Here is an 18,106-nt window from a genome sequence, read left to right as displayed (position 1 = left end):
CATAGGGTGAGTACAAAACGGCAGCATCATAGGGATGTCATCAAGGACATCCACTTCGGGAGGTCTCATGTTCACACTCTATATCGGTAACCAGAACTACTCGTCCTGGTCGCTGCGCCCCTGGATTTTGCTCAAGCACTTCGCGATTCCCTTCTCGACCGTGAAAGTATCCCTGACCGGTCAGGGCGTTTCGGCGCGCCATCAGGGCTACTCCGCCAGTGGTCTGGTTCCTTGTCTGCATGACGGCCCGCTGCAGGTGTGGGACAGTCTCGCCATCGCCGAATATCTGGCCGAACGCCACCCCGAGATGTGGCCCGAGCAGGTTGAGCTACGCGCCCGGGCCCGCAGCATCAGCGCTGAAATGCACTCTGGCTTTACCGCCCTGCGCAGCCAGCTGCCGATGAACATCCGCTTGCGTCTGAATGGGGCGCCAGCCGATGCCGCGCTGACCCGCGATCTGGAGCGGATCTTCACCCTCTGGCGCGAGGCGCAGGCCATGGCCGAATCCGGCCCCTATCTGTTTGGCCCCTTCTCGATTGCCGATGCCATGTTTGCCCCTGTGGTGTGGCGTCTGCACAGCTATCAGGTGGCCATACCGGAGGATCTCAAACCCTACATGAAGACCATGCTGCGCCATCCGGCCATGCAGGAGTGGGAACAGGCCGCACTGGCTGAAACCGAGCGCCTTGGCAATGATGACGAGCTGATCGCCCGCTTCGGCGGCATGCGGGGGTAATCTGCCGCGGGGCGGTGCAGCTGATATACTGCCCGCCCCACTCAAGGAGCGCTGCATGACCCACCCCCTGCCCTGGCACGCCATCGATACCGTGTTGCTCGACATGGATGGCACCCTGATCGATCTCCATTTCGACAACCACCTGTGGCTGACTCTGGTCCCCGAGCGTTATGCCCGCCTGCACGGTCTGACAGCAGATGAGGCAAAGCGGCGCATCGATGCCCATTACGGCGCCGTGGCCGGCACCCTGAATTGGTATTGCGTGGATTACTGGAGCGAGACGCTGGGGCTGGATATACGGGCGCTAAAGCAGGAGATCCTCGAGAAAATCCGCTGGCGCCCCAACGTCATCCCGTTTCTCGAGGCACTGAAAGCCGCCGGCAAGCAGCGCATCCTGTTTACCAACGCCCATCCGGCCAGTCTGGAGGTCAAGGTACCGAGGCTCGGGCTCGATGCCCACCTCGATCGCATCGTCAGCACCCACGAACTGGGCTGGTCGAAAGAGAGCCAGCGCAGCTGGCAGGCGCTGGCCGCGCGGGTGGCGTTTGACCCGACGCGCACCCTGTTTATTGATGACAGCGAGCGGATTCTGGCGGCCTCTGCCGAGTTTGGCGTAGCCTACCAGCTCGGCATTCGTCACCCGGATAGTGGCAATCCGCCGCTCACCTTCACCCGCTTCCCGGCGCTGGACGATTACGCCGACCTGCTGCCGCTTAGGCTCTGACACCGGCGCGGTCAGAAGTCACCGCAAGCTCTGCATCAGCTGCTGACCCGCGCACAGTGATCCATGCAGCGGCTCCCCTCTGGTATACTCACTGACCCGTACCGGGAGATATCAGGAGAGCTGCGATGCAACAGGAGAACCCCGAATCTGTTCGCCTGGACAAGTGGCTGTGGGCGGCCCGCTTCTACAAGGCCCGCAGCACCGCCCGCGAGATGATTGAAGGTGGCAAGGTGCACTACAACGGCCAGCGCAGCAAACCCAGCAAGGTGGTCGAGGTGGGTGCACTGATCCGCTTCTGGCAGGGCCACGACGAGCGCGAGGTGGAGGTGCTGGCGATTACCGCCCTGCGCCGCGGCGCCCCGGAGGCACAACTGCTCTACCGCGAGACCGAGGCCAGCCTCAAGCGCAAGGCCGCAAACGCCGAAGCGCGCCGCCTCGGCAGCCAGTTTGCCCCCAGTCCCGAACGCCGCCCTGACAAGCAGGAGCGCCGCCTGCTGATCCGGGCCAAACAGTACTGACTCTTTTTCTTGCCGACTGCCCTTCGCGGCCGGCCATCACTGGAAAACAACATGAGCCAAGATCTACTCCATCGCTACCTGTTTGAAGAGTACGAAGTGCGTGGCGAGCTGGTACAACTTGACCAGACCTATCGCCACATCGTGGACGCCCAGAGCTATCCGCTGCAGGTACAGACCCTGCTTGGCGAGCTGCTGGTTGCCACCAGCCTGCTGACCGCCACCCTCAAGTTTGAGGGCTCCATCACCGTCCAGCTGCAAGGCGACGGTCCGGTCAAAATGGCGGTCATCAATGGCGATCACAACCAGCAACTGCGCGGTGTAGCCCGTTTTGAGGGCGAACTGCCGAGCAGCAGCAACCTCAAGGATCTGGTGGGTAACGGCCAACTGGTCATCACCATCAGTCCGGAGCAGGGTGAGCGCTATCAGGGCATCATCGCCCTGTCGTCCGACACGCTGGCTGGTTGTCTGGAAGCTTATTTCGCCCAGTCCGAACAGTTGCCAACCCGGCTCTGGATCCGCACCGGTATGGTGGAAGGCGAGCCCAAGGCGGCCGGCATCATGGTGCAGGCACTGCCCGCCCAGAGCGAAGATCACGAAGCCGATTTTGAGCATCTGGTAAAGCTGACCGAGACCATAAAGGACGAGGAGCTGTTCACCCTGCCGGCGGTCGATATCCTTTATCGCCTCTACCACCAGGACGAGGTGCGGGTGTTCGAGCCGCAGGCGGTGGCATTTCGCTGCACCTGCTCCCGGGAGCGCTGCGAGCATGCCCTGCTGCAGGTCGGCCGGGACGAGGCGCTGTCGATTGTGCTGGAGCAAGGCGGGATCGATATGCACTGCGATTACTGCGGCAGCCACTATCTGTTTGATGGCAGCGATGTTGAAAGCCTGTTTAATATCACTCCACCAAGTGATACAAATAAGTTACATTGATGTGTAGTTTAAAGGCGGGGTAACCCGCCTTTAACTTTATAACTAAAAAAAAACCCTACTTTTAAAAGTTTGATGCCCGTCGCTTATTTCTACCACCTAGGTGGTAGGATGACGGTCAGATAGAACCTACCAACCTCTGAACCCAGGAGAAAAAAATGACAGTCGTGGCTGAACATACCCTGGCCCAACAACTGGGACTGGACCGTTACGGTATCCATAATGCGAGCGACGTGGTACGTAATCCCTCCTACGAACAGCTGTTTGCCGAAGAGACCCGTGCGGACCTCGAAGGTTATGAACGTGGCGTGGTGACCGAACTCGGTGCCGTTAACGTCAATACCGGTATCTTCACCGGTCGCTCTCCGAAAGATAAATACATCGTCAAAGATGCCACCACCAAGGACACCGTATGGTGGTCCGATCAAGGCAAGAACGACAACAAGGCCATCAGCCCGGAAGTGTGGGCACACTTGAAGTTGCTGGTTACCAAACAACTCTCCAACAAGCGCCTGTTTGTCGTTGACGGCTTCTGCGGTGCCAACCCGGATACCCGTCTGGCCGTGCGTATCATTACCGAAGTCGCCTGGCAGGCTCACTTCGTGAAGAACATGTTCATTCGTCCGAGCGACGAGGAGCTCAAGAGCTTCAAGCCCGATTTCGTGGTGATGAACGGTGCCAAGTGCACCAACCCGCAGTGGGAAGAGCAGGGCCTCAACTCCGAGAACTTCGTGGCATTCAACATGACCGAGCGCATGCAGCTCATCGGCGGCACCTGGTACGGTGGCGAGATGAAGAAGGGTATGTTCTCCATGATGAACTACTTCCTGCCCCTGCGCGGCATTGCCTCCATGCACTGCTCTGCCAACGTGGGTAAAGATGGCGACGTGGCGATCTTCTTCGGCCTCTCCGGCACCGGCAAGACCACTCTCTCCACCGATCCGAAGCGCGCCCTGATTGGCGATGACGAACACGGCTGGGATGATGATGGTGTCTTCAACTTCGAAGGCGGCTGCTATGCCAAGACCATCAAGCTCTCCAAGGAAGCCGAGCCGGACATCTACAACGCCATTCGTCGTGATGCCCTGCTGGAAAACGTGACCGTGGCGGCCGATGGCACCATCGATTTTGACGATGGCTCCAAGACCGAGAACACCCGGGTCTCCTACCCCATCTATCACATCGAAAATATCGTCAAGCCGGTCTCCAAGGCAGGTCACGCCACCAAGGTGATCTTCCTGACCGCCGATGCCTTCGGTGTGCTGCCCCCGGTCTCCAAACTGACCAAGGAGCAGACCAAGTATCACTTCCTGTCCGGTTTCACTGCCAAGCTGGCGGGGACTGAACGCGGCATTACCGAGCCGACCCCAACCTTCTCCTCCTGCTTTGGCGCAGCGTTCCTGACCCTGCACCCGACCAAGTACGGTGAAGAGCTGGTCAAGCGGATGGAAGCCTCGGGCGCCGAAGCCTATCTGGTCAACACCGGCTGGAACGGCACCGGCAAGCGCATCTCGATCAAGGACACCCGCGGCATCATTGATGCCATTCTGGATGGTTCCATCGAGACGGCACCGACCAAGGTCCTGCCAGTATTCAATCTGGAAGTGCCGACCGAGCTGCCGGGCGTGAACCCCGCCATCCTCGATCCGCGCGACACCTATGCCGAGCCGGCCCAATGGGACGCCAAGGCAGAGGATTTGGCTGGCCGCTTCATCAAGAACTTTGAACGCTTCACCGACAACGATGAAGGCAAGCGCCTGGTGGCTGCCGGTCCCCAGCTCTGATTGATGCTCCCTGTGATAGCTTAGCGGGCCTTCGGGCCCGCTTTTTCATGGTCGCGCCAAGGTTCACAGGAGCGCCTTGAGGGGTAATAATGCTCCCCACCTCTCTTCGGATGGACCCTATGAAAACCCCACTGATTACCCGCGAGGGATACAACGCCCTTAAGGAAGAGCTCGATCAGCTGTGGCGAGTCGAGCGTCCCGAAACGACCCGCAAGGTGGCTTGGGCGGCCAGCCTCGGTGATCGCAGCGAAAACGCCGATTACCAGTACAACAAAAAACGCCTGCGCGAAATTGATCGGCGCGTGCGCTATTTGCGCAATTGCTTGGAAAACCTCAAAATTGTCGACCATTCACCGACTCAGGACGGCAAAGTCTTCTTCGGTGCCTGGGTCGATATCGAGAACGATGACGGCGAGCAGATGTCCTTTCGGATCGTCGGCTACGACGAAATTTTCGGCCGCAAGGACTACATCTCCATCGACTCGCCCATGGCTCGCGCCCTTTTGAAAAAAGAGGTCGATGACGAAGTTATCGTCCACACGCCAGCGGGCGAAGCCGTCTGGTACGTCAACGCGATCCGCTATAGCCAGCCCTGACAGCAGCAAGAGACTCATGAACAGTATTGAAAAACAGATTGCCGGCGAGCTAAACGCCCGCCCGGAGCAGGTGACAGCCGCCATCCGACTGCTTGACGAGGGGGCAACCGTTCCCTTTATCGCCCGTTACCGTAAAGAGGTGACCGGTGGACTGGATGACACCCAGCTGCGTAACCTGGAAAGCCGCCTCGGTTATCTGCGCGAGCTCGAAGACCGCCGGCAGGTGATCCTGCGCTCCATCGAAGAGCAGGGCAAACTGACCGCCGAGCTGGCGCGCGATATCCACGAGGCCGACAGCAAAACCCGCCTCGAGGATCTCTATCTTCCCTACAAGCCGAAGCGCCGCACCAAGGGCCAGATGGCCATCGAGGCCGGGCTCGAGCCACTGGCCGATGCCCTGCTGGCCGATCCCATGCTGGACCCGGAGCATACGGCCGAGGGTTATCTCAATGCCGACGCCGGCTTTGCCGATAGCAAGGCGGTGCTCGACGGCGCCCGTTACATCCTGATGGAGCGCTTCGCCGAGCAGGCTGGCCTGCTGGAAAAGCTGCGTGATTTCCTCTGGCAACATGCCAACCTGCGAGCCCGCGTGGTTGCCGGCAAGGAGCAGGAGGGCGCCAAGTTCAAAGACTACTTTGAGCACGACGAGCCGCTGGCCAAGGCCCCCTCACACCGGGTACTCGCCATGCTGCGCGGACGCAACGAAGGGGTGTTGTCGCTCTCGCTGCACACCGGCGAGGAGGAGGGTGCCAGCCCCTGCGAAGGTATCATCGCCCGCCATCTCAACCTGAGCTTCTCTGGCCGCCCTGCCGACAAGTGGCTGCAAGGGGTGGTGAGCTGGACCTGGCGCATCAAACTGTCGCTACAGATGGAGACCGAGCTGGTCGCCCGCATCCGCGAAAGCGCCGAAGAGGAGGCGATCAAGGTGTTCGCCATGAACCTCCAGGATCTGCTGATGGCCGCTCCTGCCGGCATGCGGGCCACCATGGGGCTGGACCCGGGCATCCGCACCGGGGTCAAGGTCGCCGTGGTCGATGCCACCGGCAAGCTGGTCGAGACCGCCACCATCTATCCGTTCGAGCCTAAGCGTCAGGTGGAGCAGAGCCTCAAAACCCTGCGCGATCTGTGCGTGAAGCACAAGGTAGACCTGATCAGTATCGGCAATGGCACCGCGTCGCGTGAAACCGACAAACTGGCGGCCGAGCTGTTTACCCGCTATCCCGAGGCGCGCGCCCAGAAAATCGTGGTGAGCGAGGCGGGCGCTTCGGTCTATTCCGCTTCGGAGCTGGCCGCCAACGAGTTTCCGGGTCTCGATGTCTCGCTGCGCGGCGCGGTGTCGATCGCCCGTCGCCTGCAAGACCCGCTGGCCGAGCTGGTGAAGATCGACCCGAAAAGCATCGGAGTCGGCCAGTATCAGCACGACGTGAGCCAAACCCAGCTGGCCCGCAAACTGGAAGCCGTGGTCGAGGATTGCGTAAACGCTGTTGGCGTGGACGTGAACACCGCTTCGGCTCCGCTGCTGGCACGGGTATCGGGTCTGACCCAGACCCTCGCTCAAAATATCGTGCAGTTTCGCGATGAGAACGGCGCGTTTGCCAGCCGCCAACAGCTGCTCAAGGTGGCCCGACTCGGGCCCAAGGCATTTGAACAGTGCGCCGGCTTCCTGCGCATTCGTGGCGGCAGCAACCCGCTCGATGCCTCAGCCGTTCACCCGGAGTCCTACCCGGTGGTGGAGCGTATTCTGGCCAAGCTGCAGCAGTCCGTAGAGAGCCTGATCGGTAACAGCAGCCTGCTCAAGGGGCTCAACGCCACCGATTACACTGACGAGCGCTTCGGCGTGCCGACCGTCACCGACATCATCGGCGAGCTGGACAAGCCGGGCCGTGACCCGCGCCCCGAGTTCAAGACCGCCACCTTCCGCGACGGAGTGGAGAAGGTCTCTGACCTTGAGCCGGAGATGGTGCTGGAAGGGGTGGTGACCAACGTCACCAACTTCGGTGCCTTCGTTGATATCGGCGTGCATCAGGATGGTCTGGTACACATCTCTTCGCTCACCGACCGCTTTATCAAAGATCCGCGTGAAGTGGTCAAAGCCGGCGATATTGTGAAGGTGAAGGTGCTGGAGGTGGATGTGCCGCGTCAGCGTATCTCGCTGACCATGCGTCTTGACGAGAAGGCCGGTGAGCGCAAACCGCGCAACGAAGAGCGGCGCAGCAACAGTGCGCGCGATGGTCAACGCGACCGGCCGCAAAACACACCGCGCCGGGATGAACGCCCGCAAAACGGGGCCCTCGGTAATGCGTTTGCAGCGGCGTTTGCCAACGCCCGCAAGAAGTAAGCAGAAAAACAAAGCCCGGCCGAATTGGCCGGGCTTTTCACATCAGCGAACTCAGTCTTTCTTGGTCAGCAGGAAGTTCACCAGACGGTTGAACTGATCCTGAGACGAGATGGACTCGATCTTTACCAGGTATTTGCCGTTGATCAAAAACGCCGGAACGCCACGGATCTGGAAGTTCTCGGTGTTGCGATCGTACTGGGCAACCAGACCGGAGACGGCAAAGCTATCGACAGCACCGTCGAAGTCTTCGGCCTTCACGCCGTTATCGACAAACAGTGCCTTGACGTCATCACGGCTTTGCGGCGGCTGACGCTTGGCATGGATTTGATCGAACATCACCGGCGTGATCTTGGGTTCGACTTCCAGCAGGTTTGCAACGGCATAGGCGCGTTGCAGCTCGGGGCCCATTTCACGGCCGAGGAAGTTCACCGGATTTTTCTTGAACGCAGTACCGGCAGGCAGGCTCTTTTGCAGCTCGGCAGAGATCGGTTCGAACTGATAGCAGTGCGGGCAGAAATAGGAGAAGAACTCCATCACTTCCGGCTTGGCGGTGCCAGTTGGCTTGACCACGTCATAGTTCACCCCTTCCTGAAATTCGGGGGCCGCATAAGCCATGGGCAGCATCAGCATGGCAGCGATGAAAAGCAGAATTTTCTTCATGATCTTTCCTGTTAAAGAGGATCGGTGTGAGGCACGCCCGGCGAACCGAAGCAGTGCCAAGCCTATTGTTTCACCAGCCCTGAGTCAATGAGAGCGGCGGTTCGCGCAGTACCAGCAGTTGATCCTGCAGCGCCTTGAGCTGCTGCTCCCAATAACCGGCGGTATTGAACCAGGGGAAGTGGCGAGGAAAGGCCGCATCGCTCCAGCGGCGCGCCAGCCAGCCCATGTAATGCACCATGCGCATGGCGCGCAGTGGCTCAATCAGGCGCAGTTCACGCCGATCGAGCTCCATAAACTCTTCATAACCGCACAACAGGGTATCGAGCTGCAGCAGCTTTTCCTGCCGGTCGCCCGAAAGCAGCATCCAGAGATCCTGAATAGCCGGCCCCGTGCTGCAGTCGTCAAAATCCACCAGCAGCGGCCCGTCGCGCCACAAAATGTTGCCGGGGTGACAGTCCCCATGCAGCGCAATCTGCTCGACCGGCAAGGTCATCTGCTCGCGCACATGGGCGATCAGCTCATCGAGCACGCCAAAAAACGGCTTGGCCAGCGCACGGGGCAGCCATTCGCCGGCGGCCAGTAACTGGCGCGGCGCCTCCAGCATGGTCGCCACATCCAACTGCGGGCGGCAGTGAAAAGGCCGGCTCTGCGACACCTGATGCAACCGACCCAGACAGCGACCGACCGCCTCCAGCTGGTCCAGATTGTCCACCTCGAACTGGCGCCCACCCAGGCTCGGCCACAGGGCGTAGTGAAAACCCTGATACTCGAGCAGGCTCTCACCATCAAAGGTGAGCGGCACCGCCACCGGGATCTCTTCTGCAGCCAGCTGGCGGGCAAACTCGTGCTCCTCAAGGATCTGCTCACGGCTCCAACGGGCGGGACGATAAAATTTCACCACGAAACGGCGGCGCGACTCATCTTGGAACTGGTAGACCCGGTTTTCGTAACTGTTGAGCTCAATCAATCCCGAGTCCACCACCAGACCACTTTGGGCCAGGGCATCGAGGATCAGGTCGGGAGTCAGGTCACGGTAGTCAAATCCCATGGCATCACCGAATAAAAATGGGGGCATATGCCCCCATTCTACCCACATGCCATCACAGACGGCTGATAAACTTGCTCTCTTGGCGGATCACCCCTTTCGGGTCGCTGCCCGCCCCTTTGCGGATCAGCACGAAGCGGATATCCAGTGCGGCGTCGCGCAGATTGTCCGGATTGACCCCAAGGCTGACCGGCTGATTGAAGATCTCGCCCCCCTTGAGAGTCACTTCGCGCGGGCCATACCACTGATAATCCGGCAACCCTTCCACCGCCAACCGATAAACCTGCGGCTGCAGGGTCTTGTTGAGGATCTTCAGGTTGTAGGTGTTCTCTATCAATCCGTCGCTGTTTTCACGAAACAGCTGGTTGCGGTCACGGATGACATCCAGCCCCATCGGCATGATCGACATGGCATTGAAGGTAAACACCGCCAGCATCACCACCATCACCAGCCCATAACCAAGCAGCTTGGGCCGCGCCACCTTGGTGTCATGGCCGGCCAATCTATGCTCGCTGGTATAACTCACCAACCCCTTGCGATAGCCCATCCGATCCATGGTCTGATCGCAGGCATCAACACAGGCGCCACAGTTGATGCATTCGTACTGCAGCCCATCGCGGATATCGATGCCGGTCGGGCAGACCTGCACGCAGAGATCGCAGTCGATGCAATCCCCCAGCCCCAGTGCGCCGGTATCGGCCTTGCGCGAGCGAGCGCCACGCGGCTCGCCACGGCGGAGGTCGTAACCGACGATAAAGGTGTCCTTATCGAACATGGCCGACTGAAAGCGGGCATAGGGGCACATGTGAATGCACATGATGGCGCGCATAAAGCCGGCATTGCCGTAGGTGCAGGCGGTAAAAAACAGGATCCAGAACAGCGGCCAGACATCGAGAGAGAAGGTCAGCAGACCCGGCACCAGGGTGGTGATGTCCTGAAAAAAACCGACGAAGGTCATGCCGGTTATCAGGGAGATCAGCAGCCAAGCCAGATGCTTGCCCCCTTTGCGCAGCACCTTGTCGCCCGACCAGGGCGCACTGTCGAGCTTGCGCCGTTTGTTGGCAGGCCCTTCAATCTTCTCTTCAAACCAGATAAACAGGAACGTCCAGACCGTCTGTGGGCAGAGATAGCCACACCAGACACGCCCAAGAAAAGTGGTGATAAAAAACAGGGCAAAGGCCGCGATCATGAAGACCCAGGCCAGCAGGGTCAGATCCTGAGGCCAGATGGTGGTAGCAAAGAGGTGGAACTGCTGATTGCCGATATCAAACAGGATCGCCTGACGCCCGTCATAGCGCAGCCAGGGCAGCAGCAGAAACAAGCCAACCAGCACCCAGCCGATGCCCTTGCGCAGCCGCTGCCAGTATCCCTGCTGAGCGCGCACATAAATCTTACGGCCGGGGTTGAATCGATCATCACTGCTTTTGAAGGTGTGCGGGTTGAACTGACCGGCCACCTTTTCGTTATTGTCACGCTCATCCATTGCGGCTCACTGCTCCGTTTCCGGTCATGATGAGCTGATTATATCGCAATCAATATGCTACCAGAGGTGGTCATTTGTAACCGGAGTGGAAGGGAGATCGCAGATTTGTAGCAAAATGGTGACGCGGCAGGATGCCACGTCACGACAGGGACTATTTGATGCCACGCGCCTTGAGCAGGGCTTCTTTGAAGTCGGGCACCTGATCCTTGGCCAGACCCGGAATCATGGCGCTCTTGTCCGATTCGCGCATCTTGAGGTGGTAGATCAGGACATCGTCAGTGAGATCGCTCAGCTTGCCCTGATAACCGGCCTCACCAGCCAGCTTCTCGATAAACTGAATCAGGCTGAGATCCTGCTCCTTGATCCAGGCCGGCTGCAGCAGCTCCAGCAGCTCTTCAATACGGTGACATTGCATCAGGAATCCTCACTCTAATGGCGACATTCAGGCGGCGTGCCCCTGCAGGGCGACCTCCACACGATCGCGTCCATTATGCTTGGCCTGATAGAGGGCTGCATCCGCTTTTTGAATCAGCGAGCTAAGCGCCAAGGAAGAGTCGGGCACTATGGTCGCCACACCGATACTGCAGGTCACTACCGCCGACACCTTGGAGCGGGCATGGGAAATGTCGCACTGTTTGATGCGCTGGCGCACCAACTCAGCCACCTGAAAGGCACCTTGATGATTGGTGGCTGGCAGCAACAGGGCGAACTCCTCACCACCATAGCGGGCGGCCAGATCATCTTCCCGCCGCTGCGCCTCGGAGAGTACAGCCGCCACCTGCTGCAGGCACTCATCACCGGCTTGATGGCCGTAGAGGTCGTTGTATTGCTTGAAATAATCCACATCGAGCAAGATCAGCGACAGTGGCGCGCGGGCACGCCGGCAGCGGCGCCAGGCCAGATCGAGCGAATAATCCAGATAGGCGCGGTTGGCAATCCCGGTCAGACCATCGAGTCGTGAAGTGTGCTGCAGATGCTCGGACACCACTTTGAGCTCGGCGGCCAGATCGGCGTTGGCAAAGCGGTGATAAAGCGAGGAGAGATGATCCCGGCGCAGACGGCGCACCAGTGACGTCAGAAACACAAACAGGTAACCAGCCAGCATGCAGGCGAGAACGCGCTCCTGCTCACTGCCGAGCCCCAGCTCAACCAGCAGTGCAATACCCAGTGGGATGATAAAACCAAAGAAGCAGCGCCGGCTGCCAATCAGCATCATGCTGCCACCGGTCAGGATCAGGGTGGCCAGCACCACCATGCTGGCGCGATAGGAGGCTGGCAGCGCGTCAATATAAAGCAGCACACCGCTGCCCCAGATGATCGAGGTAATGGTCACCCCGATAAACAGCTCATGCTCCAACCAGGAGAGAGAGCGCTCAAACGGGCGATGACGGCGCCAGGTGACATGCAGCCAGCGCAGGGCCAGTACCCCAAGGTTGGCGCTCAGCCACAGCAGAGTCTGCTGGGCCGGCACAAAACTGTAGAAAAGCAGAGCCCAGCTAATGGTCACCAGCAACAGGCATGGCACACTGAAGGCCACATGTTCATAGAGCTGTTCAATAACAGCCTGACGGACCTGTTTGGTTACACTTGGGGTCACCCGATGTACTCCGCTTTAAGAGGAGCGACAGTCTAGCACCCGTCGAATTGCTCAACAATCCAGCGTCGTGGATTAGCCCCGCTCAAATTCATCAAGGATTGGGCACTCCGGGCGCTCATCTCCGTGACAGCAGCAGACCAGTTTTTCCAAGCTAGCCAGCATGGCCTGCAGACCGGCGATACGCTCACGCAGATCGACGATTTTCTCCTGAGCCAGTTTTTTCACTTGGGCACTGGTACGGTGCTCGTCACGATAGAGTGCCAGCAACTCCTGACACTCCTCCAGATTAAAGCCGGTCTCACGGGCGCGTTTAACAAAACGCAGCTCACGCACCGCCGCATCGCCATAGCTACGATAGCCGTTATCGCTGCGAGCCGGGGGAATAATCAGACCGATGCTCTCGTAATAACGGATTGTTTTAGTCGTCAGGCCACTGGCCTTGGCCACTTTGCTGATATTCATGTCATTTCTCCTCTGAACGGGCACAGATGGGCTGCCAACGCTTGAGCAGCAGAGAATTCGTCAACACCGTGATGCTGCTCATGGCCATGGCCGCCCCAGCCAACGCCGGGCTAAGCAACCCGAATGCAGCCAGCGGGATCCCCAAACAATTGAATACAAACGCCCAGAACAAATTCTGGCGGATGGTGCGCCAGGTCGCCGCCGAGATCGCAATTGCATCCACCACCAGACGTGGATCAGGGCGCATCAGGGTGATGGCGGCGGTTTCGAGCGCCACATCCGCCCCCGATCCCATGGCGATGCCGACATCGGCGGCAGCCAGTGCCGGCGCGTCGTTGACCCCATCCCCCACCATGGCCACCAAGCCATTGGTTTGGGACTTCAATTCGTGCACCTTCTCGACCTTACCCTCTGGCAAGACACGTGAAAAGACGCCGTCGAGCCCAAGCGTTTGCGCCGCATATTCAACGGCGGCGGGGGCATCACCACTGACCAGCCAGGTGGCAATATGGCGCTGGTGCAGCGCAGCAACAGCAGGCAAGCTCTCCGTGCGCAGCGGATCCACCAGATCGGCATAACCGGCCAACAGACCCTCTCTTGCCATCCAAATGCGGGTGATTCCGGCAGTCGGCTCACTCATCTCGCTGGTGCGAATACCTTGCTCCTGCATCAGTCGCGCATTCCCCAGCGCAATGCGATGACCAGCTACCGCGCCACTGATGCCACGTCCGATATGCACCTCCACCTGCTCGGCCGCCGGCAACGGCACATCGACGGCCGCCAGAATAGCTTGGGCAAGCGGGTGCTCACTACCCTGCTGCAGTGCAGCCGCCAGCGTTAAATCCTCGGCTGACCCCTGCCATGTCTGCATTTGCGGCTTACCACGAGTCAGGGTACCGGTCTTGTCAAAAATAACGGCACGGATCCGGTGAGCCTTTTGCAAAGTATCAATATCCCGGATCAGGATACCGTGCCGTGCTGCAGCCCCCGTGCCAGTCACCACCGCCGCAGGTGTGGCCAGACCAAGGGCACAGGGGCAGGCAATCACCAGCACCGCCACCGCAGCCATCAGGGCTTGCTCGCCGTTCCCCTGCAGTTGCCACCAGAGCAATCCGGTGATCAACGCAATTGCCATTACCAACGGGACAAACAGCGCAGAGATCCGATCAACCAGTTGCTGGAACGGTGCCTTCCCCATCTGCGCCTGCTCGACCAGATGAATGATGCGTCCGAGGCTTGAATCCGCCCCCATCGCCAGTACGTCCAGCTCGAGGATGCCAGTGCGGTTAATCGCACCTTCCATCACCTTGTCGCCGGGCTGGCGAACCACCGGGACGCTTTCACCAGTGATCACCGCCTCATCAAGCTCACTGGCGCCATTCACAATGATGCCATCCACCGGCAAGCGCTCACCAACCAGCACCTGTACTCGGTCGCCTTTGAGCACATCACCCATCGGCACGACCTGCCAGCGCTCATCGCGCCAGACACGGGCCTGATCCGGGCGCAGCGCCATCAACTCGGCAATCGCGGCGCGGGTGCTGCGCTTGGCACGCCCTTCCAACCATTTGCCAAGCGATACCAGGGTGACCACCACGGCACTGGCCTCAAAATAGAGGTGCGCTGCCGCATGCTCACCCATGGTCAGCCAGAGCCATAAACTATAGAAATAGGCTGCGCTGGTACCGGTAACGACCAGCACATCCATATTGGCACTGCCACCACGCAGTGCGCGCCAGGCACCGCGATAGAAGCGGGCCCCGGTCCAGAACTGCACCGGCGTAGCCAGCAGCCACTGGATCACTGCCGGCATATGCCAGGGTAGCCACCCCACCATGCTGGCCATGCTAAGAAGCAGCGGCGACGTCAGCAAGGCCGCCGTGATCAGCCGCACTCGCTCGCGTCGCTCCGCATCTTGCTCCCGCTCGGCTCGCTCTTGCTCCTGGCGGGCACGCTCTTCACCATCGACAAAGTGCGCCGCGAAGCCAGCTTTGGTTGTGAGTTCACGCAGTTGTGCCGGCGTCAGCAGATTACCGATACTGACCACCTGTGCCTGCGCCAGCGCAAAATTGACCTGAGCATTGACCACCCCCGGGGCGCGCGTCAGCACCTTTTCCAGACGGGCCGCACAAGCCGCGCAGCTCATGCCTTCTACGGAGAAGCGCTGGGTGGTCTCTTCGGTCTGATAACCAAGCCGGGTCACAGTATCGGTAACGGTTTGCAATGTGGCGGGCTTGTCCAACTGTACGGCCAGTTGCTCCAAAGCAAAGTTGACTGTTGCTGTGACCCCATCCAACTGGTTGAGGCCTTGTTCGATGCGCTCGGCACAGCGAGAGCAGCTCATCCCCCTGATAGGGAGTTGCAGTGATTGTGTCATGGTGGATGCTCCACAAGATGACGATGGGGTCACCATAACGTTTCCCTTTACTGTAAGGTAAAGCGAATTCTGCCCTGCTGGATGTGAAGAAGAACATGCGCCGGCGCAATGCGTCGCAGATATTACCGACACATAATGACGTCATTTGGTTGTAAACTTACCGTTCGGTTTCGCGAAGACAGTTCGTTTAAATCTGTTACGACCATTGCCAAGACGGACTGGTTATAATCGCTCGGATATCAAGGTTTCACGGCCGGATGGCCGACATGGTTTACTCACAACTTGGAATGTCTGGAACACCTATGAAAAACATCAATCCCGTCAAGACCAAAGCCTGGCAGGCGCTGGAAGCGCACTTTGCAGCCAACAGCGGCGTGCAGCTGAAAGATCTGTTTGCCAACGATGCTCAGCGCTTTGCTAAGTTCTCGACCACTTTTGGCGGCGACCTGCTGGTCGACTACTCCAAGAACCTCATTACTGAAGAGACCATCAAGCTGCTGATCGATCTGGCCAACGAAACCGATCTTCGCAGCGCCATCGACGCCATGTTCAATGGTGAAAAGATCAACCAGACCGAAGGCCGCGCCGTGCTGCACGTCGCCCTGCGTAATCGCTCCGAGCGTCCGGTTGAAGTCGATGGCAAGGATGTGATGCCGGAAGTGAAGGCTGTTCTGGAGAAAATGAAGGCGTTTTCCGCCAAGATCATCTCCGGCGAGTGGAAAGGCTATACCGGCAAGGCCATCCAACACGTGGTCAACATCGGGATTGGTGGCTCTGACCTGGGTCCGGTGATGATCACCGAAGCCCTGCGTCCGTACAAAAACCACCTGGAAATGCACTTCGTTTCCAACGTCGACGGCACCCATATCGCTGAGACCCTGAAGAAGGTGGATCCGGAAACTACATTGTTCCTGGTTGCCTCCAAGACCTTCACCACTCAGGAAACCATGACCAACGCCCTGAGCGCCCGTGACTGGTTCCTCAAACACGCTGGCGATCAAGCGCACGTTGCCAAGCACTTCGCCGCCCTCTCAACCAACGGTAAGGCCGTGGCCGAGTTCGGTATCGATACCGCCAACATGTTCGAGTTCTGGGATTGGGTCGGCGGTCGCTACTCCTCCTGGTCTGCCATCGGCATGCCGATCGCCCTCTCACTGGGTTTCGAGAACTTTGAAGCGCTGCTGCAAGGCGCCTTCGAGATGGACATGCACTTCGCCACCAAGTCGTTTGGTGAAAACGTGCCAGTGCTGCTGGCACTGATCGGCCTGTGGTACAACAACTTCTATGGCGCCGAATCCGAAGCCATTCTGCCCTACGACCAGTACATGCACCGTTTCCCGGCTTACTTCCAGCAGGGCAACATGGAGTCCAACGGCAAGTATGTGGATCGCAACGGCAATCCGGTGGACTACCAAACCGGCCCGATCATCTGGGGTGAGCCGGGGACCAACGGCCAACACGCCTTCTATCAGCTGATCCACCAAGGCACCAAGATGATCCCGTGTGACTTCCTGGCTCCGGCCATCAGCCACAACCCGATCGGCGATCACCATCCGAAACTGCTGGCCAACTTCTTCGCCCAAACCGAAGCACTCGCATTCGGTAAGAGCAAGGAGCAGGTTGAAGCTGAATTCCTGGCCGCCGGCAAAACGCTGGAACAGGTTAAGGATCTGGTGCCGTTCAAAGTATTTGAGGGTAACCGTCCGACCAACTCTTTCCTGTTCAAGCAACTCTCACCGAAGATGCTGGGTAGCCTGATCGCCATGTATGAACACAAGATCTTCGTACAGGGTGCAATCTGGAATATCTTCTCCTTCGATCAGTGGGGCGTTGAACTCGGTAAGCAACTCGCCAACAAGATCCTGCCGGAGCTGAACACCAGCGCCGCGATCAGCAGCCACGATAGCTCTACCAATGGCCTGATCAATACCTGGAAAAACTGGAAGGCCTGATAACCCTGCCTATTCCATGCGAAAAGACCCACAAAATGTGGGTCTTTTTTATCCAACCTTGCCAGAACCCGTCATGCGCAAAGCTCTTACCGAGACAGTCCATCCAGTAACTATTTGATATATATAATTTTTAATACTATTTAGCAGCTGTAATCCAACCTGATGCAGGTGACGGCGTGGCTGAAAAACCTATGATGACAGCACTTATTTTCATCAGGTTTGATTATGAACACACACTCTTTAGCTGCGCTGACTTGTGCTGCATCCGTCCTGCTTACTGCCTGTGCGTTTCCAACAGCAGAATTTGGCCCCACCAATTACGATAGCAGTGGCACGGTTCCCTGTAGTCGTGATGGCCATGATAAAGTGTGCGGATATCGTCTCATCAACAAAGGCGATGGAAGCTCAGAAATTTGGCTGGCTAATTTCCAACATGGCGCACCGTTTTACCGCGTTCTCCAGTACCAAAGCCACCACTTCACCAGCCGTGATGGCACCCGTGTAACCACGCAACACCATAACAGCCAGTGGCTGGTCTCGCTGAATCGACGTGAAGAAACTTACCAAATTCCGGATTCAGCTCTTTAAGTTGGCCGATTGAACGGCAAGGTTCCGGCAGAATGATCCCGTCGTCGACTCAAATGGACAAAACAACAAAAGCAAAAAGGCCTTCCCGTCAGGGAAGGCCTTTATATTCATGGTGCTGATACCCAGAATCGAACTGGGGACCTCATCCTTACCAAGGATGCGCTCTACCGACTGAGCCATATCAGCACAAAACTCTCAAAACGACGCTGCGCGTCATTTCTAATTGGGTGCCTGGCAGTGTCCTACTCTCACATGGCATCTGCCACACTACCATCGGCGCTACGGCGTTTCACTTCTGTGTTCGGCAAGGATACAG

At 58.6% G+C, this 18,106-nt stretch carries 16 protein-coding genes and 1 tRNA gene; 9 read left to right on the top strand and 8 right to left on the bottom strand.

The window, feature by feature from the left end:
- The first annotated feature begins 67 nt into the window (after positions 1-67).
- The 7 genes from BW958_RS13785 (at position 68) to BW958_RS13755 (ending at position 7,626) form a co-directional block, all read left to right on the top strand.
- Positions 68-736, top strand: coding sequence for a glutathione S-transferase family protein (locus BW958_RS13785; protein WP_076576339.1), 669 nt, complete (start codon positions 68-70; stop codon positions 734-736).
- A gap of 55 nt (positions 737-791) precedes the next feature.
- The gene (gene yrfG / locus BW958_RS13780) at positions 792-1,460 is read left to right on the top strand and encodes a GMP/IMP nucleotidase (protein WP_076576338.1); all 669 of its coding nucleotides are present in this window, start codon (positions 792-794) and stop codon (positions 1,458-1,460) included.
- 125 nt (positions 1,461-1,585) lie between these two features.
- Complete coding sequence (hslR, locus tag BW958_RS13775) at positions 1,586-1,978, top strand: ribosome-associated heat shock protein Hsp15 (RefSeq protein ID WP_076576337.1); 393 nt, start codon at positions 1,586-1,588, stop codon at positions 1,976-1,978.
- Positions 1,979-2,029: 51 nt separating this feature from the next.
- Positions 2,030-2,911: an Hsp33 family molecular chaperone HslO gene (hslO, locus tag BW958_RS13770; RefSeq protein WP_076576336.1), complete on the top strand. Its 882-nt coding sequence runs from the start codon at positions 2,030-2,032 to the stop codon at positions 2,909-2,911.
- Between the two features lie 155 nt (positions 2,912-3,066).
- A complete protein-coding gene (pckA, locus tag BW958_RS13765) occupies positions 3,067-4,692 on the top strand; it encodes a phosphoenolpyruvate carboxykinase (ATP) (RefSeq protein ID WP_076576335.1) in 1,626 nt (541 codons plus the stop codon).
- A 119-nt stretch (positions 4,693-4,811) separates the two neighbouring features.
- Positions 4,812-5,288 (top strand): transcription elongation factor GreB, encoded by a 477-nt coding sequence (greB, locus tag BW958_RS13760; RefSeq protein ID WP_076576334.1) that lies wholly within the window; start codon positions 4,812-4,814, stop codon positions 5,286-5,288.
- A 16-nt stretch (positions 5,289-5,304) separates the two neighbouring features.
- Positions 5,305-7,626 (top strand): Tex family protein, encoded by a 2,322-nt coding sequence (locus BW958_RS13755; RefSeq protein ID WP_076576333.1) that lies wholly within the window; start codon positions 5,305-5,307, stop codon positions 7,624-7,626.
- 51 nt (positions 7,627-7,677) lie between these two features.
- Here the strand turns inward: BW958_RS13755 and BW958_RS13750 are convergent, their stop codons facing one another.
- From BW958_RS13750 to BW958_RS13720, 7 genes are all read right to left on the bottom strand, one after another.
- A complete protein-coding gene (locus BW958_RS13750) occupies positions 7,678-8,286 on the bottom strand; it encodes a DsbA family protein (protein ID WP_076576332.1) in 609 nt (202 codons plus the stop codon).
- 70 nt (positions 8,287-8,356) lie between these two features.
- Positions 8,357-9,334 carry a serine/threonine protein kinase gene (locus BW958_RS13745; protein WP_083687356.1) on the bottom strand — a complete coding sequence of 326 codons (978 nt, stop codon included), beginning with the start codon at positions 9,332-9,334 and terminating at the stop codon, positions 8,357-8,359.
- A gap of 52 nt (positions 9,335-9,386) precedes the next feature.
- Positions 9,387-10,814 (bottom strand): cytochrome c oxidase accessory protein CcoG, encoded by a 1,428-nt coding sequence (gene ccoG, locus BW958_RS13740; RefSeq protein WP_076576330.1) that lies wholly within the window; start codon positions 10,812-10,814, stop codon positions 9,387-9,389.
- Between the two features lie 151 nt (positions 10,815-10,965).
- Complete coding sequence (locus tag BW958_RS13735; protein ID WP_076576329.1) at positions 10,966-11,229, bottom strand: YihD family protein; 264 nt, start codon at positions 11,227-11,229, stop codon at positions 10,966-10,968.
- Positions 11,230-11,256: 27 nt separating this feature from the next.
- On the bottom strand, positions 11,257-12,411 hold the full coding sequence (locus BW958_RS13730) for a GGDEF domain-containing protein (protein WP_076576328.1): 1,155 nt from the start codon (positions 12,409-12,411) through the stop codon (positions 11,257-11,259).
- A gap of 72 nt (positions 12,412-12,483) precedes the next feature.
- Entirely contained in the window at positions 12,484-12,873 is a 390-nt protein-coding gene (gene cueR, locus BW958_RS13725) for a Cu(I)-responsive transcriptional regulator (protein WP_076576327.1), read from the bottom strand.
- A gap of 1 nt (position 12,874) precedes the next feature.
- Positions 12,875-15,250, bottom strand: a complete 2,376-nt coding sequence (locus tag BW958_RS13720; protein ID WP_076576326.1) for a heavy metal translocating P-type ATPase — start codon at positions 15,248-15,250, stop codon at positions 12,875-12,877.
- Between the two features lie 302 nt (positions 15,251-15,552).
- On the opposite strand from BW958_RS13720, the gene pgi reads away from it, so the two are divergent.
- Together pgi and BW958_RS20360 are read left to right on the top strand one after the other, a co-directional pair.
- Entirely contained in the window at positions 15,553-17,202 is a 1,650-nt protein-coding gene (gene pgi, locus BW958_RS13715) for a glucose-6-phosphate isomerase (protein WP_076576325.1), read from the top strand.
- A gap of 225 nt (positions 17,203-17,427) precedes the next feature.
- Positions 17,428-17,790 (top strand): hypothetical protein, encoded by a 363-nt coding sequence (locus BW958_RS20360; RefSeq protein WP_143233089.1) that lies wholly within the window; start codon positions 17,428-17,430, stop codon positions 17,788-17,790.
- Positions 17,791-17,900: 110 nt separating this feature from the next.
- On the opposite strand, the gene BW958_RS13710 is transcribed toward BW958_RS20360, so the two are convergent.
- Positions 17,901-17,976: transfer RNA gene (locus tag BW958_RS13710), tRNA-Thr, on the bottom strand.
- Between the last annotated feature and the right edge of the window lie 130 nt (positions 17,977-18,106).

The organism is Aeromonas sp. RU39B (assembly GCF_900156095.1).
In the GTDB taxonomy this organism is placed as follows: Bacteria; Pseudomonadota; Gammaproteobacteria; order Enterobacterales; family Aeromonadaceae; genus Aeromonas.
The sequence above is the reverse complement of the archived record's forward strand: the minus strand, read 5'-3'. Positions and strand labels throughout refer to the sequence as shown.